Genomic DNA, 17381 nt, shown 5'->3' on the forward strand with positions numbered 1-17381 from the left:
CTTATTTTTCATTTCTGACACCTAAAAGATATTCACAAGATACATGAAAAAATTCAGCAAGGGCAACCACTTCATAATCCGGTACAAAGCGTGTCCCTTGTTCTATTCGTAATACGGTCAAATCGCTAAATTCATATCCGGCAAGCTGGAGCTGTTCTGCCAGTGCTTTTTGCGATAGCTGCCTTTCAGTTCGCAATTCCTTTACTCTCTGACCTATCAGATTTTTGGAATTGCTTTCTTTATTCCAGTAAATTTTCATATCATCACCAACTTTCTAAAGATGAAGTGCCACATGATTGATTTTACGGAATAATCTTGATAATATACTTCTAAAGATGAAGTACGAAAAAATATTGTTGTAAGAAATTTTAGGATTGATAATACTGCCTGTAAAATGCAATACTTATTTAGAGAAAGGTGGACACAAAATGAATGAAGTATTTGAAAGATTATCTGATGTTTTTGAGGAGCTTCGAAGCGATGCAGGCGAACGGGAGTATTCCATACAGACAGAGGAAGCAAAGAAGGCGGATAAGGAACTGAAAAAAGAAAACCGGGAATATGAAAAATTCTTATCTGACCTTTCTACAGAGCAGAGAAATTTTTTAGAAAACTATATGGATATTGTAGACCATGCACACTTTCAGGAACAACAGAGAGCCTATTATCAGGGGATAGTAGATGCAGTACAGATACTTGCTGGACTTGGGATTGTTAAAGAGAGTGTTAAGGTAAAAGAGTTACTGAATACAATAATGAAATAAGTAAGCAGGGTGGAGCGTTTAATCATGGAATTTCCACCCTGTTTTTCTTCAGAATAATTCAGAAACAATCCAGAAAAAATCGAAATCTTTCTGCTATTCTGTCTCATGGATTTTATATGTACGAAGATAGGCTTCCACAAGTGCAAGAATAGTGGTGATCTGATCGTCCGTACATTCTGAAAGATAAACCAGCAGCCTTTGGTAATCCAGATTATCGGTTGGAGCTGCCGGATAAAAAAACGGATCAGCAGAGATATGTAAAGCACGAATGAGTTGTCCGAGTTTTTCAAGACTTGGAACATTGCCATGATTTTCAATCTCTTTGATATATCTTGATGAGACACCGGATTTTTCGGATAACTCATCATAAGTCAGCTTTTGGTCTAATCTGGCTTTCTTCAGGCGAAAACCCATGTCTTTATCAATTTTCTTAGATTTAGCCATATCATGCACCTCCGTATATAGTGTATAGTTCACCATTTAAAAAGAAAATGAACTAATAACACACTATATAAGAGGGGAATAATGCACTTTAATAAAATAAGAAACTTTGGATATTGCATATAAAAAAACGCAGTATTCAAAGGTTTTTTCTCATGTTTTTTATCCTTTGAATGTGTTTAGGAGAGTTATGTATTCTGAACCATTGAAAGGATATTTTTGTATTTGGAAAATATTATCTTGCCCATTGCGTGGAAGGACAGGTAAATAGGTCGCATTTTAAGTAATGTGGCAAATTCTACAATTGAAAGTGTACTATATACACTCGTAAAATGTGGAGAAAATTTAATATCAGATATGAACAGCGTCCTGTGGGTGTGTGCCTGCGAGGACGTTTTTTGTATACAGAAAAATTTCTATAAAAATTTTTCAATCCACCCGAACATCTCCCCGGTTTCATTTGGGAGATACACCGGAAGGGAAAAAGGGCAAAAGCCTTGGCATTCGGAACGGGAGGAGGTGAACTCGTATGGGGCAACCTTCTTCTAAGGATGAAATGACTATCCGGCACCAGTTTGACCGGTTATGCCAGATGGCATTAAAAGGCGAAGCTGTAAATTATTACAAACACATGGACTATCGCAGGAAACACGAAGTTACATTCTCTGAACTGTCGGAAAAGGAGTTGAGCAAATTATTTACTATGGATGAGTATGGAACAGAATATCATCATTTTGAAGTGCATGGCTATGACATTGAAGTAAAAAATACCCTGATTGCTGAAGCTTTGAAGGAACTTACAGAAAGAAAAAGGAATGTTATTTTACTTTCATATTTTATGGAAATGAGCGATGCGGATATTGCAAGAGAAATGAATCTGGTTCGCAGTACCATTCATGAACACAGGACACGCTCACTTGAAATTTTGAAGAAGATCATGGAAGGAATAGCAGATGAAAAAGATGTATAAAAGCAGAAACAAAGAAAATTTGTTGCCTTTCCATATTATAAAGGCAGCATCAGAGGGCGATGTGAGTGCAATCAATGCCGTGTTAAAACATTATGAAGGTTACATAATCAAATTGTCCACAAGAAAGCTGTATGACGAAAGTGGACAGGTACATTACTGCATTGATGAAACTCTGCGTCGCAGATTAGAAACAAAGCTGATCACAAAGATATTGGCTTTTGAAGTTGCATAACAGGCGGTTAGCATTGTCCCTTTCCATTCGCTGATTGCTGCGTATGCACCCTGTACCTTGACAACTGAATATTTTTTGCATACAGGACGTGAGGATATGTGGAGCCACTAGGTAGATTCGCCAAGATGTACCTGCTCTTTGATAGGAGTGAATGTGAGGAAATGTTGAAACATTACATTGAAGCAAAGGTATGGAGCGAGAAGATCTGACAAAATGTGTGGCAGTAACACAGGGCGATGAAGCATATCCGTGATAATGATACTTCCGGATTGTAAGGAAATTTGCAGTCCGGTCAATTTGAATGACGGTGCAAGACCGATGTGGGCAGAGTAATGATCTGTCACCTGTATTGCATTTTTATCTGCCTATGAGAGCCAGCAAGAGAATTGTGGGTTGTCATTGGCAGATATAAAATGCGTGTTAAAATATGAGGAGGTGGGTGTGATCGAAAAGAAAAGATTGCTAAGATATAGTATGCAATTATCTATGTTAAGACAGTTGCTAAATAAGAAGTTGATTAGTGAATTTGAATATAAAAAAATAAAGAAACGTTTAATGAGAGATTATAATATTGTATCTGATATTACAGCTTGACTTGTTGAGTGTGTTGCAATATAATCTATATGAACACTACGGAGGGAATACAAAAGGAGAGAGCATGGAAGTAGAAGTTATCAAGGCGAATAATCCATTTGATGAGTCAGCAAAAATAAGAAAGACTGACCGCCTGAGAGTAGCAGCATACTGTCGTGTCAGTACTGATGATGAAGATCAGATAAAAAGCTATAATTCGATGGTTAAATACTATACAGAACTTATAAAAAATAATAATCAGTGGGTATTTGCAGGAGTATATGCGGATAAAGCCATTACAGGTACAAAGGTAGATAAAAGAGAAGATTTTCAAAGATTGATACAGGATTGTATGGATGGTAAGATAGATATGGTTATTGCCAAGAGTCTTCCACGTTTTGCCAGAAATACTTTAGATACATTGAAATATGTAAGAATGTTAAAAGAAAAAGGCATAGCAGTTTATTTTGAGGTTGAAAAAATAAACACAATGAAAGACGGCGAATTTCTTATGACTATATTAAGCTCTGTTGCACAACAAGAGGTAGAGAATACTTCGGCTTATGTGAAAAAGGGCTTAAAGATGAAAATGAAGCGTGGTGAATTGGTCGGATTTCAGGGGTGCTTAGGCTATGATTATGATGTTGCAACAAAATCTCTTTCTATCAATGCAAAGGGTGCAGAAACTGTAAGATATATTTTTGACAGATATGTTGCAGGTGCAGGAAGCACAATGATTGCAAGAGAATTAAATGAACAGGGAATAACCACTATAAAAGGAAATCCATGGACAACATCAAGCGTTATGGGTATCATCAATAATGAAAAATACAAGGGCGATATTTTACTTGGAAAGACATTTACAGTTGATCCCATTTCTAAAAGACGATTGGAGAATTTAGGAGAGGAAGATAGGTTTTATATAAGAAATCATCATGAACCTATTATTTCAGAAGAAACCTTTGCTAGAGCACAGGAAATCAGAGAACGCAGAAATGGTGGAAGAAAATCCCCTACACCGGGGAAACGAGAAAAATATAGCAGACAGTATGCATTTAGCTGTATGTTGGAATGTGGTTTCTGCGGAGCAAGTCTTTCCAGACGAAGATGGCATAGCAGTTCAAAATACAAGAAAACAATATGGCAATGTGTAAAGTCAACGAAAAGTGGCAAAAGATATTGTCCGGATAGTAAAGGAATACCAGAACAGGTAATAGAAGAAGCTTTTATTGAATCCTATAAAATGCTTTGTTCTGATAATAAAGATGTATTAGAAGAATTTATTACAAGAGTTGAAAAAACTTTGAGTGAGAATACTGCAAGAGATAAACTTATGAAATATCAGAAAAGTGCAGATAATCTTCAAACGAAGCGGAAGGCACTTTTGGAGAAATACTTAGAAGGAATTGTTTCACAGGATATATACGAAGAAACAGATGTTGGATATGAGAGAAAGTTATCCGACATAAGAGCGAATATAGAAATGCTGGAACAACAAATGGAAGATGAGGTATCTCTGAAACGACGAGTGGAGGATTTTAAGAAAGCATTATCACAAAATGAAGTGCTTCAAGAGTTTGACAGAGGTATTTTTGAAAGTATTATTGAAAAAGTCATAGTCGGTGGCTATGATGAAGATGGAAACAAAGATCCCTATAAAATTACTTTTATATATAAAACAGGATTTAGAAACGAGGTTGGAAACGCAAAACAGCGTTTTGACAAGACAAAGAGCGTAGGGGATAAGGCAAAAGAATTGTGTTCCCATATCGCAGACGAGGTAAAAGATGTGTGTTCCTATGTTAGTGACAACACATGTGGAGTCGGTAGTTCTGATGCAGTATTGTGGAAAATAAGAAAAATAGGCATGCTAGACCACAAGATGTTGTGGTTTGAGGGCAAAAATTGGAGCAAAAAATGACCAGTTTTTGCCCTATTTTTTTCCACGTTTTTATAGATGCATAGAGGCAAAAAAGAGATTTTTAAGTATTTTGGGACAAAATTCAGAGAAAGGAAAAGAAACAGGGATGGAGAAAAAGCAGCACCCAAGTTACGGAATGATTCGGTTTGCAAGGTCCTCAATCGGTGGTTCAGGAACGGCATTGTTTGGAAGTACCATCATGCATAATAATGTCATACGCCTGTCCATTTCAAAAGGCATGATGGAAAGGGAGGGCAACGAGGACTGGTTTTTGGCAGGGACAGACATCAATGACATGATCGTTGAGGTGGAGATGTCCTATACACAGTTTGCCGAAGCAATCACATCACTTAACATTGGAGAGGGGATACCGGTTACCATTACAAAAGTGAATGGGACATTCGTTGAACCATGCCCATACAGTGACAGGCAGAAAGTAATGCGCCGGGAAGTGGATGAAGCAACCCGTGACTTGGTGCGGCAACTGGAAAAGAGGTCAGAGGAGATTGAAAAACTTCTGGATGAGAAACGTGTCCTGAGCAGGGAGGACCGGAGAAATATCGTCTCGACATTGAAAAATGTACGGCAGGAGTTAAAAAGTAATATCCCCTATCTGCAGAAACTGTTTGCTGAACAGATGGATAAAACCGTGACAGAGGCGAAAGGGGAGTTTGAAACTTACCTGCAGAACAAGATGAACAGCATTGCACTTGCAGCAATTTCAGAACAGATGAAGCAGGAGGAAATCAGTTTAAACAGAAACATGATACCGGAACTGGAAGTACAGGAGGGCGGGGAAGAGGCAGGGGAGATGGAAGCGGGAATGCACATGGACATGTAAGGCGGTACTTATTTTAGAAATGAAATGGGTGCTGTCTTTTTTTATGGAAAAAGAAAGGAGACAGATTTGATGTCGGGATTTTTTTGCAACAGTCCAAGACTGCAGTTATTAGAACGGCAGATGCGCCAGCCGCCGGGATATCGTCCCAGAGGGCAGGGGTGGATGTTTGACATGGAAGAGTGGAAAAGCAGGGGAAATTATTCGGAGATTGTGGACTGTGTCATCAGTCGGATGCAGATGGAACACTTAAAGAAAAGGATACAGGAGGTATTTGGAAACGCAGAAAAGGAACTGATTTTTTATGACAGCAGGCACAGAAACGATTTTTCTTCCCTGCTGCTTGGCAGACGGAAAAAGAACCTGTGCGGACTTCCGAATTATGCCGCCGCAGTATTTCTTCTGTCTGCAGATGAAAACCTGTGGGAGAAAGTTTCTAAGCAGGTGCTGGATACGGGGATTTATTTTGACCGCATCCGGCTTGGCAGCGTTACGCTGGAACAATATATCCTGTTCCATGCGGCAAGGGATGTGTATCTGGGGACAAAGCATATCCGGCTGTCGGAGCTGACCGACAGGGAATTGATACCGGATGAAATCTTAAGGCTCATCGTCAATGCATTCGTGATGGAAAGGTATGGGGTGGACATCGTAGAACGGGAGGTGTGGAATGAAGATTAGAGCAAAAAATGGGGAACAGACGGTAGATATAACTTTGCCGGCAACGGACATGGACATACAGTATTGCATGAAATGTATCGGGATAGAAGATATTGTACCGGTATGCTGTATCAGTGAGGTGTGGGATGAACCGTCCTATTTTGGGTTCCTGAAAGGCCAGACGGTCAGCATGGACGAACTTAATTTCTTAGCCAGAAGGCTGGATGGAATGACGGAATACGAAAAAAGAGTGGTGGGTGTCTACAGCAGTGAAACAGGCATCCGGGAAATGAAACAAATGATCAACCTGACTTACAGCCTGCAGGGACTGTCCCTGCTCACAGACTTAACGGATGGAAACCGTGTCGGGCTGAGACTTTATCTGGACCGGCATCTTGCAATCTCAGAAGAAGAAAAGAGCAAAATGGATTTTAACGCATATGCACAGAAGATTTTTTCAGAAGGAAAATGTAAGTTCCTGCCACATGGGATACTGGTAGATCAGGGATTCCAGATGGAGGAGGTCTATAACGGAAAAACCTTTCCAGAATACATCGACAGACCGGATGAAACCGTGGCGGTTTTATCTCTTGAAAATGAGGCAGGGGATAAGGAATACCTTTATCTTCCAACGGACATCAGTGCCATGGATAAGGTAAAGAAAAGACTCAACATCGCAGCATTTGCTGAAGGCATTGTGAACGGGATAGAAAATATCCGGCTGCCGGAAAGCATCCTTCCTTCCCCGGAAGATATGTGTATGTCTCTGCAGGGTGATGTCCAGAAACTGACTCTTTTTAATGAGATGTGCCAGACCGTCAGCTGTTTTGATGAAGCAAAAATGGACCGGCTTGCAATGGCGGCAGGATTCGTGGGGACAAGTGAATTTACTGATATCACTTACATCGCAAAGCATCTGGATGAATTTGAAATACATCCGCAGATACATACGGATAAAGAGTATGGGGAATTTCTGGTTAAAGAGGCAGGGATGTTTGAAATCGATGAACTTCTACTGCCGCATATTGATTATGCCGGGGTTGCCCGTGATAAAAGACAGGCAACGATGGCAGACAGCGGATTTATTCCCGAAGGGTTTGTTGGCACGCAGCGGGAAATCCATGAGTATCAGGAATATCAGGGAGAGTTTGCCGATCCGCTTGAAAAAAGTGGGATACCATGTGAAACGTTCTGTCTTTACAGTTCGCTGGCAGGGATGATGTATCCGGGTGGAGAGGAGCAGGAAACACTGTACCGGAGTGAACTGGCAGATTACGAGGAACAAATCCAGAAAGCCATCCTCAAAGCAAAACATGTAGAGGCAGAACCGAGGGGACTCATGCATTATTTTGACGGGAACAGACAGGTGGCTGCAAAAGTGATCAGTGCATTTCCGAGAGTGCAGAACATCCGGGGAGAACTGTTCGGAGTTCTGGAATGCAGTATCTGCCAGCCGCTGACGCAGAGTGAAATCTATGAACTGAAAAATTTCTGGGACGGACAGATGAGTGACGGCTGGGGAGAAGGCTTTGAACAAAGACCAATCTATACGAGGGAGGGAGAACTGTATGTCAGTTTTTGTGCAGATAAAAGATACTGGGGCATCATGACGGAGGAGGAACTGGACAGAGTCTGGAATCATGGCATGACTCAGACTCTGTAAAAAAATAATATTCTGCTGGATATGTGCTGGTGTATGTAGTATTGTGTGTCCCAAAGAAACCAAGGAGGCAAACAGATGAAATTGGATGATACAGTCATGGTGCAGTTTTTTGGGGAGCTTATCGAATCATACCGCCAGCAGATCATGGATCAGGAAGAGGCAAGGGAACTTTCAAAGAAGGAAAAAAAGTTCCTGGCAGACTTAAGAAAAGAACTGGAGCTGTCAAACCCACAAGCGTACAGGATGGTGACAGAACTTTTTGGATGCATGTTAGATATCAGCCAGATAAAACAGGAACAGCTTTATATACAGGGAATAAAGGATGGGATACGGATCAGAAAACTGGTAAAAGAAATCGAGGAAGGTGAGGAATGTTAAGAAGGGAACAGATAGAACGACTGAAGGAAAGATATCCTGCGGGTACCGTGGTCAGGCTGGGGCAGATGGAGGGAGAACACCAGATGCCGTCCGGCATGGAGGGAAAAGTAACCGGCGTGGATGATATCGGACAAATCCATGTGGAATGGGAAAATGGAAGCACGCTGGATCTGAATGTGGAAGAGGATGATTTTACTGTTGTTCCGCAGAAGGAAACCATAGCTGAAAAGAAATGCAGGGAGTTTTTAGGGAAAGTAAATGAGATATTAAAAGAAACAGATTTCTATCGGCTGAATGTGTCATGCAATGGAGGGGACACCGCCTATGCTGCCGAAAAGCTGCTTGCCATGCATCAGGCATTTGAAACCGTGTACGGGGAAGGATATGTGGATGAAGCGTATGGGATGGTGATGATGCCAGCAGTGGTCTGCGGAAGAGATTCCGGCATACGCACACTGGCACTTGTCACGCTTGATCTGGAGTCTTCCGGGGAACACTTCGGAACGATTTTCATGACGCCGGGCGGCTTGCTGGAGCAGGGAAGCAGCTCTTTGAGTGAAAAACAGAAACAGGCACTGGCAGAGTATTATATCCCATACGACTACTGGTACACGCCGCTTGTGGAAAGGGACCATCATGTGGATTTTACACAGATGCCGGAAGAGGTGGCAGACATCCTCAGGATGGTGGACGAACTGCTGGTGGAAGGGGAGGCTTTCCATATGAATGAACAAAAATAGGAGGAAAAAAATTTGAACAGCATCATAAGCTGGGTTGGCGGCAAGAAGGCACTGCGCGATCTGATCTATTTGCGCATGCCGAAAAACTATGACCGCTACATAGAAGTATTTGGCGGTGGCGGCTGGGTTTTATTCGGGAAACCGCCGGATAAATGCATGGAGGTTTACAATGATTTTAATTCAAATCTTGCAAACCTCTTTTATTGTGTCAAGGAAAGACCAATGGCACTGCTTCGGGAATTGTCCTTCCTGCCGCTCAACTCCAGAGATGAATTTACAACGCTGCGGAAATTTCTGACCATGGAAGAATTTAAGAGTGAACATCTTGCAGAAGAATTAGAGATTGCAACGCACTTCTTAAAAGAACCGGAGGCGGCAGAAATCCGTGACATCCTCATGGAGCGTGCCGCAGTAGGGGATGTGAAGAGGGCGGCGGCATTCTATAAGATTATCCGTTACAGCTATGGAAGCGGATGCACCTCTTATGGCTGCCAGCCTTTTGACATACGCAAAACCTTTACCATCATCTGGGAGGCAAACCGCAGGCTGAAGGATACCGTGATCGAGAATAAGGATTTTGAGGCACTCATCCGTCAATATGACAGACCGAATGCCTTTTTTTATTGCGATCCGCCGTATTTTGAAACCGAAGGACACTATGAGGTGGTGTTCCGCAAGGAAGATCATGTGAGGCTCAGGGATACCTTAAAAGGCATACAGGGAAAATTCATGGTTTCCTATAACGACTGTGCCTATATCCGTGAGTTGTATCAGGACTTCCAGATTGAAGCGGTGACAAGAATCAACAACCTTGCACAGAGGTATGACAACGGAAGTGAGTTCCCGGAAGTGCTGATTGCCAACTATGACATGGAGGAAAGGAAAAAAAGCATGCCGATGCAGATGAATCTGTTTGAACTGTACGGGGAACAGAAAACGGTCCGGTGGAAGGGAAAGGAGACAGAGGAAGAGCCACAGGACACATAAAAAAGGAAAGAAGGAGGAAAACATGCTTCAGTTAGTAGAAATGGAAGGAAAGATGACGGAAAACGGATGTATTGAGATTCCCGCAGTGGTGTTAGAGCAGGCTGGTATCTGTACAGGTGACACCGTGAAACTTGTGTATATGGCAGAGGACGGGGAACTTAAGAACACGGCAAAGGAGTTCCTGCTTGCAAGGGCAGGACAGGATGTGGCAGAGGAACTGGCAAAGGAGGAAAACATTGCGTTCCAGATACCGGAAGAATTATTAAGGGATGCCGGAATCCCGATGGACGCAGACCTTGATATTGTGTGTCAGGAAGGACGCATTATCATTCTGCCGTCAGAACTTGTGCAGGGGACGAAAGTGCCGGAGGAACTGCTTGCCATCTGCAGGGAGCTTGGCATCACGGAGGATAAGGTAAACATCATCTTGCGGACCACAGAGGAGGGAACGGATGAAAAAACCGGTGTATAAGCTGTTAGACGAAAAAGGACGCATCCTGATCCCGAAAGAATTCCGCCAGATGGCAGAGCTTGAGAGCGGGGATATCGTAAAGCTGTCCGTGAGCAGTGGAAAGATCATGGTATCCAAAGTAGATATCGTGGAGATGGGGAGTCAGGACCCGCAGGCAGTGGAAGCGTATGTAAATGCGGCGGTAAAACATATGAGTCCGGCAAAACAGGTGGCACTTGCGGCAAGGATTCTGAAATTCGCACAGCAGGAGGGAGGTACGGATTGTTAAGAAATAAGTACAGGGCATTTGAAATCAGGGACGATCAGGTCAGCCAGACGCTGGTGGACGGGAATCTCTGCTCCATTGCAGAATTTATCCGGCACTGCAGTGAGGGAAGCATCATCACCCTGCACACCATGGAGGGCGAACCGTTTTTGATCGGACTCTCCAAGATGTTTGTATTCTGCGGAGACAAGGCATTCTTAGACAGGCAGTTGATCCCTTACCTGCGCAGCATGGGTGGGGAAAGCGTATGAAAAGAATTTATGTTCAGAACGGGATCGTATTTTTTTATGGGAATCCGGCTGGCTATCTGGGAGATGGGAAAGCAGTCATCGACTGCATGTTCCAGAAAGAGGAGCTGGTTTCGTTTGTGAAAGAACTGGGGTTTTTGGAACACGTATTCCGTGAGGGTGTGTATGACCGGCTGTCGGAGGGAGGTGGTGTCAAAGAGACAGCGGAGACCAGCATCGGGGAAGGGAGGAGGCTTAGAATCTATCAACTGGGACAGGACAGTCCGATCATGATGCGGTTTATCAGTCTGGCAGAGAGAAAAAAGAGAGGGTATGACAGACCGCGCAGGGAGGAATATGTCAGAGTCTATGAGGGGGAGATAGAAAACTATAGTCTGGAGGAAGTCTGGGAAAAATACGGACGAAGAGTACCGGAAGGGTTTCAGGGACATGCATTGTCCATTTCGGATGTGATCGAGTTTGCGGATGGGGAAAACAGCCGCTTTTTCTACATCGAACCATCCGGGTATGAGGAAATCAGATTTTAACAAGGAGGATCATTATGCCAAAGGCAAAAACTGCCCAGAGCCGGGCAGAAACCACAGAACAGCACGCGCCATCCGGAGCAGGGAACAAAGAAAACACCCCGCTCCAGTTTGATGTGCGCATCCAGTCCATCCGTCCGGGGGACAGCATCAAGGGAACGGCATCCGTAAACATCAACGGGGCATTTGCAATCCGGGGTGTCAAGATCATTGAGGGAAGCAATGGACTGTTTGTTTCCATGCCAAGCTATAAGGCTGGGAATGAGTACAAGGACATCTGTTTTCCTATCACGCAGGAATGCATAAAACAGCTCCATGAAGCAGTCATCGGAGCTTATGAGCAGGCAATTTCGCAGGGGCAGGATACGGTAGCAAAGCATCATGGGATGCAGGCACCGGAAGGACAGCCGATGGAGATGGCAGGAATGTAACAGGATAAAACCAGAGAACATAGAGCAGACCGCACAGAAACGGTCCGGCAGATCATGAGAAAAATTGGAGGAAAAAAATATGAGAAATATGATGAAAAAAGCAGCACAGAATGTAAAGGCAGTTGCCGTGAGAGCAGGGATGTTAATGAAGGATACCAAGGGCGAGAACTATGTGGATACGGCGGTCAAAATCCTGATCGCAGTCGTTCTCGGCGCACTGCTCCTGGCAGGTCTTTATGCACTCTTCGGGGATGTGGTGATGCCTACCCTTACCCAGAGGATTCAGGACATGTTCAACTATGCAGGATAAGGAACACCGGTCCAAGACAGGGAAACAGGAAAAATAACAGAATGATATGGAGGAAAACAGATGCCTAGAAGAGCAAACACACAGACACAGCAGGAAGCAGTACAGGAAAATGCCGCAGTGCAGGCAAATACAGGGGCAGACATGCAGATGGAGGCTGCCATCACAAAAACACAGCCGGAAAAGGGTGTCCTTGCCCTTGCCGATGTAAAAATCGGGGATTTCATGACGATCCGAAATGTCAGAATCAAGGAAGATGACTACGGGCTGACGGTTGCCATGCCGAAAACAAAGGCAGGAGCAAATGAACAGTACAAGGATACGGTGTTCTTTGCCGACAGGGGAATCAAGGAAAGATTTGACCAGACGGTACAGAAAGCGTATGAAACTTTTATGCACCAGCAGACGGATCTGGATGAGGAACCGGAGGAGGCAGAGGAGCTGGAACAGGAAGAAAGTGGCATGAACATGGGAATGTAGCATGATCAGGCTGGCTTTCTTTTTTTCTGCCCTGTCTTTGGCGGCGGTCATGGATATGAGGACAAGGACCATCCCGGACTGGCTGGTCGTTCTGGTGGCACTTACCAGCATGCTGCCACCGGGACAGCCCAATCTTTTGGGAGTTCTTGCAGGACTGCCGCTGCTCCTCGCAGGGATTACCATAGGAGGAATCGGCGGAGGGGATGTGAAACTCATGGGGGCATGCGGCCTGGTTCTTGGAGCGAGCCAAGCGCTTACGGGACTGTTTCTTGCATTGTGTCTGCTGGTGCTGTGGCATGCGGCAGGGAACATGGGCAGAAAAAAGAACAGAAAGAAACAAAAAGAGGAGAAGGAACAGGCATACCCGCTTGTTCCGTTTCTTTTTGCAGGAATGTTGATTGGTATCTGGATAGGAGGTTAAAGAATTGAAAAAGAAATTATTACTGGCAGGGATTGTGGCACTGCTTGCAGGAACTGTCATGGCAGCAAGAAAGAAAAAATATACGGAGACATCGAGATAGGAGGAGAAGAGAATCATGAAACTGTTAAAAAACCGTACTGTTCTTGGGGTACTCTGCATTGCAGTGTCCCTGCTCATCTGTTTTGCAGTGACACCGCTTGTCAATGCCGGACTGTCCCAAAAGACCACAATCGTGCGTTTTGTAATGGACGTTAAGGCAGGCGAAGAGATCAAAAAAGGAATGCTGCAGGAAGTCGAGGTGGGAGGTTACAACCTGCCCGAAAATGTGTTAAGGAGCATCACGGAGGCGGAAGGAAAATATCTGACCGCGGATGTTTATGCAGGGGATTATATCGTAGCAGAAAAAGTAGCAGACGAGCCGGCTGCAGAAAATAAATACCTTTACAACTTAAACGGGGAGAAACAGGCAATCTCCATCACCATCAGTTCTTTTGCGGAAGGACTCTCCGGCAAATTAAAGAGCGGGGATATTGTGTCGGTCATCGCACCGGATTACCTGGGCAGTGGGGAGACAGTGATCCCGGCAGAATTAAAATATGTGGAGGTCATCGCAGTGACGGCAAAGTCCGGCTATGATGCTAATACACAGGAGCAGGAAGAGGAGAAGGAGCTTCCGTCCACCGTCACGGTGTTAGTCAGACCGGAGCAGAGCAGACTGCTGGCAAGGCTGGAAGCAGAGGGAGAAATCCATCTGTCACTGGTATACAGGGGAGACAGCCAGAAAGCTGCACAGTTCATTGAAGCACAGGATCTGGTGCTGGAGGAGCTTCTGGAAGAAACCACAGAGGAAGAAGAGGTATCTGTTGTAAAAAATGAGGTGCCGAGGACAGGAGGGGAAGCGGATGCAGTGACGGCAGAAGAAACCTCGGCAGACGAGAAAAATGATACGGATATGGAGGAATAGTGTTTGAATTTCATGAAAAATTCTTTGTTCCAGAGAAATTTGGAGCAGGAAAGGGAAGAAGAGATGCCGGAAGAGGGAGGCGTGCTTGCCGTGTGGGGCAGCCCTTCCTCCGGCAAGACGGTGGTGTCTGTGAAACTGGCAGAGCATCTGGCAAAGAAAAAGAGAAATGTCATTTTAATCCTTGCGGATATGGTCACTCCGCCGCTGCCTTACTTATGCGCACCGTCAGACATTGAACAGGAAAGGTCGTTGGGGAGCATTCTTGCCGCATCCCATGTGACGGAAAACCTCATCAAGAAGAACTGCATGTTCTACCGGAAGAATGATTATCTTTCCATGGTCGGGATGTTAAAGGGGGAGAATGTGTTCACCTATCCGCCCTATGAAAAAGAGCAGGCGGCAGAACTGCTCCAGCTTGCAGCACAGATCGCACCGTATGTCATCGTGGACTGCACCAGCAATATCGCATCGGATATCCTGTCGGCGGTCGCATTGATGGAGGCAGATACGGTGTTAAGGCTGGCAGGGTGTGACTTAAAATCCATCAGTTACTTATCCTCCCAGCTTCCACTGCTATCAGACCACAAATGGGATGCCGACAAGCAGTTGAAGGCCGTGTCCAATATCAGACAGCAGGAGGCAAGCAGCCACATGGAACAGATCCTTGGCAGTGTGTCGTTCCAGATTCCGCACAGCAGTGAGGTGGAAGCACAGTTTTTAGAAGGGGAACTGCTTGGGGAACTCGGCCTGAAGGAGAGCCGGGCATTCCGCAGGGAGATAGAGAAAATCAGCAGGGAGGTATTCGGGGTATGAAAAATAACCAGAATCTGTTCTTTTCCCCGGAGGAAAAGGGAAGGGCATTTTCGGATGTCTTAAAAGAGGTGCAGGAGTATATCTCCAGCAAATATTCCACGCTCATGGTGGAAGGTGGGAGCGAGGAAGTAAAACAGCAGGTCAAGCGGTACATTACAAAGTACATCTGTGACTACCGTATCACGGTAAAGGGAAAAACACAGGAACAGTTGATCGATGACCTTTACACGGAAATGGCAGAGTTTTCCTTCCTCACCAAGTACATTTTTGGAACAGGGATAGAGGAAATCGATATCAATTCCTGGCGGGATATCGAGATACAGTACAATGACGGCAGGTGTGAAAAGCTGGAGGAACACTTCGAGTCCCCGGAGCATGCGGTCAATGTCATAAGGCGCATGCTCCATGTGTCGGGCATGGTGTTGGACAATGCCTCCCCTGCGGTGTTAGGACATCTGAGCAAGAATATCCGAATCGCCGTGTTAAAGACGCCGCTCGTGGATGAAGATGTGGGGATTGCAGCATCCATCCGTATTGTCAATCCGCAGAGCCTGAAAAAGGAAAACTTTGTGGATGGCGGCACCGCAACGGGGGAAATGCTGGACTTTCTGGCAGAGTGTCTGCGTTATGGCATCAGCATCTGTGTCGCAGGAGCCACCAGTTCCGGTAAGACCACACTTGCAGGCTGGCTGCTTACCACCATACCGGATGGAAAGCGTATCTTTACCATCGAAAACGGCAGCCGTGAGCTGGCACTCGTAAGGGAAAAGGATGGAAAAGTGACCAACAGTGTCATCCATACGCTGACCAGATACAGCGAAAATGAAAAGCAGAACATTGATCAGGACATGCTCCTTGATATGGCACTGCGTTTCAACCCGGAGATCATCTGTGTCGGGGAGATGCGTAGTTCAGAGGCGTACACGGCACAGGAATCGGCAAGAACCGGACACACGGTGCTTACCACGATCCACAGCAACAGTTGTGAATCCACTTACAGCCGAATGAGGACACTGTGCAAGAGAAAATATGACATGGATGACGAGGTGTTGATGGACCTTGTAACGGAGGCATTCCCTATCGTGGTGTTCACCAAGCAGCTTGAGAACCGCAAGAGGAAACTCATGGAAATCATGGAGTGTGAGATCACGGCAGACGGAAAGCGGAAGTTCAACCCGCTGTACCGCTATGAGATCACCGAAAACCGGATGGAAGGGGACCGCTTTATCATTAACGGCACGCATAAGAAGGTGTGCGGAATTTCCGAGAGCCTCAAAAAGAGATTTTTGGAAAACGGCATGCCAAAAGATGTGCTGGAAAGAATTGAAAAAGGAGGGAAGAAAGTATGCTGACATTACAGGTCATTGCCTGCATCGGGATCATTACAGGAGCATTCCTGCTGTTCCAAATCCGGTTAAATGACTTTACGGGGAACATTTTCCACAGGCTTTTGGACGCACCGAAAGGAATCCGTGAGGAGATACTGGAGGAAACCAAGCGCAGGAAAAAATCCTATTTCCGCAGGGAGATCGAGGAAGTACAGGAAATTTTGAAAACAACGGACAGGGAGGAGCTGTTCCCGCTTTTATGCACGGCATCCCTTCTGCTGTTTGCCGCAGGAGCAGCCATTGCGGTCATGATCGGAAATGTTTTTCTGGTTCCGGTGCTGGCATGCGGATTTTTATTTCTGCCGTTCTGGTACATCAGGCTGACCGCATCCCATTTCAAAAAGGATGTGTCATCGGAACTGGAAACCGCACTGTCTATTATTACAACGGCGTATCTGCGCAGTGAGGACATTCTGACTTCGGTGGAGGAAAACCTTGAATATTTAAATCCGCCGGTCAAGACCGTGTTTGCAGATTTTGTGTCAAGAATCCGGCTCATTGATCCAGACCTTGAGGCAGCCTTGGAGGAGCTTAAGGGAAAGATTGAAAATGATGTGTTCATGGAATGGGTGGATGCCTTAAAGTCCTGCCTGTATGACCGGTCATTAAAGACAACACTGACACCGATCGTGGTGAAACTGTCGGACATGCGCATCGTGAATGCGGAGCTGGAATATCTGGTATTTGAACCCAGAAAGGAATTTATCACAATGGTGGTGTTGGCAGTGGGGAATATCCCGCTGTTATATTTCCTGAACCAGTCCTGGTACGATACGCTCATGCATACCATCCCCGGACAGATTATGCTGGCAGTTACCGGCGCAATTATTTTTGTTTCCACGGCATGCGTCATAAAACTGACAAAGCCGATTGAATACCGGACATAAGGGGGAGGGATAAA

Annotated in this window: 24 protein-coding genes and 2 pseudogenes; 24 read left to right on the plus strand and 2 right to left on the minus strand. The window is 44.9% G+C overall.

All coding sequences use genetic code 11. The features are described 5' to 3' along the window. Nucleotide 1: 1 nt before the first annotated feature. Nucleotides 2–259, minus strand: a complete 258-nt coding sequence (locus OCV96_RS17370) for a helix-turn-helix domain-containing protein (protein WP_006859232.1) — start codon at nucleotides 257–259, stop codon at nucleotides 2–4. A gap of 169 nt (nucleotides 260–428) precedes the next feature. Here OCV96_RS17370 and OCV96_RS17375 point away from each other — a divergent pair, with 169 nt between their 5' ends. Next, nucleotides 429–764 carry a hypothetical protein gene (locus tag OCV96_RS17375; RefSeq protein ID WP_006859231.1) on the plus strand — a complete coding sequence of 112 codons (336 nt, stop codon included), beginning with the start codon at nucleotides 429–431 and terminating at the stop codon, nucleotides 762–764. 93 nt (nucleotides 765–857) lie between these two features. Here the strand turns inward: OCV96_RS17375 and OCV96_RS17380 are convergent, their stop codons facing one another. After that, nucleotides 858–1208 (minus strand): helix-turn-helix domain-containing protein, encoded by a 351-nt coding sequence (locus tag OCV96_RS17380; protein ID WP_172678524.1) that lies wholly within the window; start codon nucleotides 1206–1208, stop codon nucleotides 858–860. A gap of 526 nt (nucleotides 1209–1734) precedes the next feature. Between OCV96_RS17380 and OCV96_RS17385 the strand changes: the two genes are divergently transcribed. From OCV96_RS17385 to OCV96_RS17490, 23 genes and pseudogenes are all read left to right on the plus strand, one after another. After that, nucleotides 1735–2175: a sigma-70 family RNA polymerase sigma factor gene (locus tag OCV96_RS17385; RefSeq protein ID WP_006859230.1), complete on the plus strand. Its 441-nt coding sequence runs from the start codon at nucleotides 1735–1737 to the stop codon at nucleotides 2173–2175. Continuing rightward, entirely contained in the window at nucleotides 2159–2407 is a 249-nt protein-coding gene (locus tag OCV96_RS17390) for a helix-turn-helix domain-containing protein (RefSeq protein WP_138347648.1), read from the plus strand. The genes OCV96_RS17385 and OCV96_RS17390 overlap by 17 nt, the downstream gene beginning before the upstream one ends. 441 nt (nucleotides 2408–2848) lie before the next feature. Further along, the gene (locus OCV96_RS17395; protein ID WP_425609813.1) at nucleotides 2849–3001 is read left to right on the plus strand and encodes an SHOCT domain-containing protein; all 153 of its coding nucleotides are present in this window, start codon (nucleotides 2849–2851) and stop codon (nucleotides 2999–3001) included. A gap of 64 nt (nucleotides 3002–3065) precedes the next feature. Beyond that, nucleotides 3066–4901 (plus strand): recombinase family protein, encoded by a 1836-nt coding sequence (locus OCV96_RS17400; RefSeq protein WP_262595048.1) that lies wholly within the window; start codon nucleotides 3066–3068, stop codon nucleotides 4899–4901. Nucleotides 4902–5007: 106 nt separating this feature from the next. Further along, nucleotides 5008–5742 (plus strand): hypothetical protein, encoded by a 735-nt coding sequence (locus OCV96_RS17405; RefSeq protein WP_227061804.1) that lies wholly within the window; start codon nucleotides 5008–5010, stop codon nucleotides 5740–5742. 69 nt (nucleotides 5743–5811) lie between these two features. Next, nucleotides 5812–6420: a hypothetical protein gene (locus OCV96_RS17410; protein ID WP_044927633.1), complete on the plus strand. Its 609-nt coding sequence runs from the start codon at nucleotides 5812–5814 to the stop codon at nucleotides 6418–6420. Beyond that, the gene (locus tag OCV96_RS17415; RefSeq protein ID WP_227061806.1) at nucleotides 6410–8062 is read left to right on the plus strand and encodes a hypothetical protein; all 1653 of its coding nucleotides are present in this window, start codon (nucleotides 6410–6412) and stop codon (nucleotides 8060–8062) included. Before OCV96_RS17410 ends, OCV96_RS17415 begins: the two co-directional genes overlap by 11 nt. A 75-nt stretch (nucleotides 8063–8137) precedes the next feature. Then, on the plus strand, nucleotides 8138–8440 hold the full coding sequence (locus OCV96_RS17420; RefSeq protein WP_015522554.1) for a hypothetical protein: 303 nt from the start codon (nucleotides 8138–8140) through the stop codon (nucleotides 8438–8440). Beyond that, nucleotides 8434–8628: pseudogene (locus tag OCV96_RS19755) on the plus strand (DUF4314 domain-containing protein); the annotation flags it as partial. The gene OCV96_RS17420 and the pseudogene OCV96_RS19755, both read left to right, overlap by 7 nt. 300 nt (nucleotides 8629–8928) lie before the next feature. Beyond that, nucleotides 8929–9021 (plus strand): annotated as a pseudogene (locus OCV96_RS19760) (DUF4314 domain-containing protein); the annotation flags it as partial. Between the two features lie 171 nt (nucleotides 9022–9192). After that, nucleotides 9193–10167, plus strand: a complete 975-nt coding sequence (locus OCV96_RS17430; protein ID WP_118413067.1) for a DNA adenine methylase — start codon at nucleotides 9193–9195, stop codon at nucleotides 10165–10167. Between the two features lie 22 nt (nucleotides 10168–10189). Further along, nucleotides 10190–10639: a hypothetical protein gene (locus OCV96_RS17435; protein ID WP_118265893.1), complete on the plus strand. Its 450-nt coding sequence runs from the start codon at nucleotides 10190–10192 to the stop codon at nucleotides 10637–10639. Beyond that, nucleotides 10620–10907, plus strand: a complete 288-nt coding sequence (locus tag OCV96_RS17440; RefSeq protein WP_007886400.1) for an AbrB/MazE/SpoVT family DNA-binding domain-containing protein — start codon at nucleotides 10620–10622, stop codon at nucleotides 10905–10907. The genes OCV96_RS17435 and OCV96_RS17440 overlap by 20 nt, the downstream gene beginning before the upstream one ends. Continuing rightward, nucleotides 10901–11155, plus strand: coding sequence for a hypothetical protein (locus OCV96_RS17445; RefSeq protein ID WP_118413065.1), 255 nt, complete (start codon nucleotides 10901–10903; stop codon nucleotides 11153–11155). The genes OCV96_RS17440 and OCV96_RS17445 overlap by 7 nt, the downstream gene beginning before the upstream one ends. After that, complete coding sequence (locus OCV96_RS17450) at nucleotides 11152–11679, plus strand: YodL domain-containing protein (RefSeq protein WP_118413064.1); 528 nt, start codon at nucleotides 11152–11154, stop codon at nucleotides 11677–11679. The genes OCV96_RS17445 and OCV96_RS17450 overlap by 4 nt, the downstream gene beginning before the upstream one ends. A gap of 14 nt (nucleotides 11680–11693) precedes the next feature. Beyond that, nucleotides 11694–12107 (plus strand): SpoVG family protein, encoded by a 414-nt coding sequence (locus OCV96_RS17455; protein WP_262595049.1) that lies wholly within the window; start codon nucleotides 11694–11696, stop codon nucleotides 12105–12107. Between the two features lie 79 nt (nucleotides 12108–12186). Beyond that, nucleotides 12187–12417: a DUF6133 family protein gene (locus OCV96_RS17460; RefSeq protein ID WP_007886404.1), complete on the plus strand. Its 231-nt coding sequence runs from the start codon at nucleotides 12187–12189 to the stop codon at nucleotides 12415–12417. Nucleotides 12418–12477: 60 nt separating this feature from the next. Then, nucleotides 12478–12894 (plus strand): septation protein SpoVG family protein, encoded by a 417-nt coding sequence (locus OCV96_RS17465; protein WP_118413063.1) that lies wholly within the window; start codon nucleotides 12478–12480, stop codon nucleotides 12892–12894. Between the two features lies 1 nt (nucleotide 12895). Continuing rightward, complete coding sequence (locus OCV96_RS17470) at nucleotides 12896–13315, plus strand: prepilin peptidase (RefSeq protein ID WP_118413062.1); 420 nt, start codon at nucleotides 12896–12898, stop codon at nucleotides 13313–13315. Between the two features lie 115 nt (nucleotides 13316–13430). Continuing rightward, nucleotides 13431–14279, plus strand: coding sequence for a Flp pilus assembly protein CpaB (gene cpaB, locus OCV96_RS17475; protein WP_227061810.1), 849 nt, complete (start codon nucleotides 13431–13433; stop codon nucleotides 14277–14279). A gap of 12 nt (nucleotides 14280–14291) precedes the next feature. Next, on the plus strand, nucleotides 14292–15092 hold the full coding sequence (locus tag OCV96_RS17480) for a CpaE/TadZ family protein (RefSeq protein ID WP_215677859.1): 801 nt from the start codon (nucleotides 14292–14294) through the stop codon (nucleotides 15090–15092). Then, nucleotides 15089–16444 (plus strand): ATPase, T2SS/T4P/T4SS family, encoded by a 1356-nt coding sequence (locus OCV96_RS17485; RefSeq protein WP_117485255.1) that lies wholly within the window; start codon nucleotides 15089–15091, stop codon nucleotides 16442–16444. Before OCV96_RS17480 ends, OCV96_RS17485 begins: the two co-directional genes overlap by 4 nt. Beyond that, nucleotides 16438–17367, plus strand: a complete 930-nt coding sequence (locus tag OCV96_RS17490) for a type II secretion system F family protein (protein WP_055232593.1) — start codon at nucleotides 16438–16440, stop codon at nucleotides 17365–17367. The genes OCV96_RS17485 and OCV96_RS17490 overlap by 7 nt, the downstream gene beginning before the upstream one ends. Nucleotides 17368–17381 lie beyond the last annotated feature (14 nt).

Origin of the sequence: Waltera acetigignens (genome assembly GCF_025567015.1) — a bacterium.
In the GTDB taxonomy this organism is placed as follows: domain Bacteria; phylum Bacillota; class Clostridia; order Lachnospirales; family Lachnospiraceae; genus Acetatifactor; species Acetatifactor acetigignens.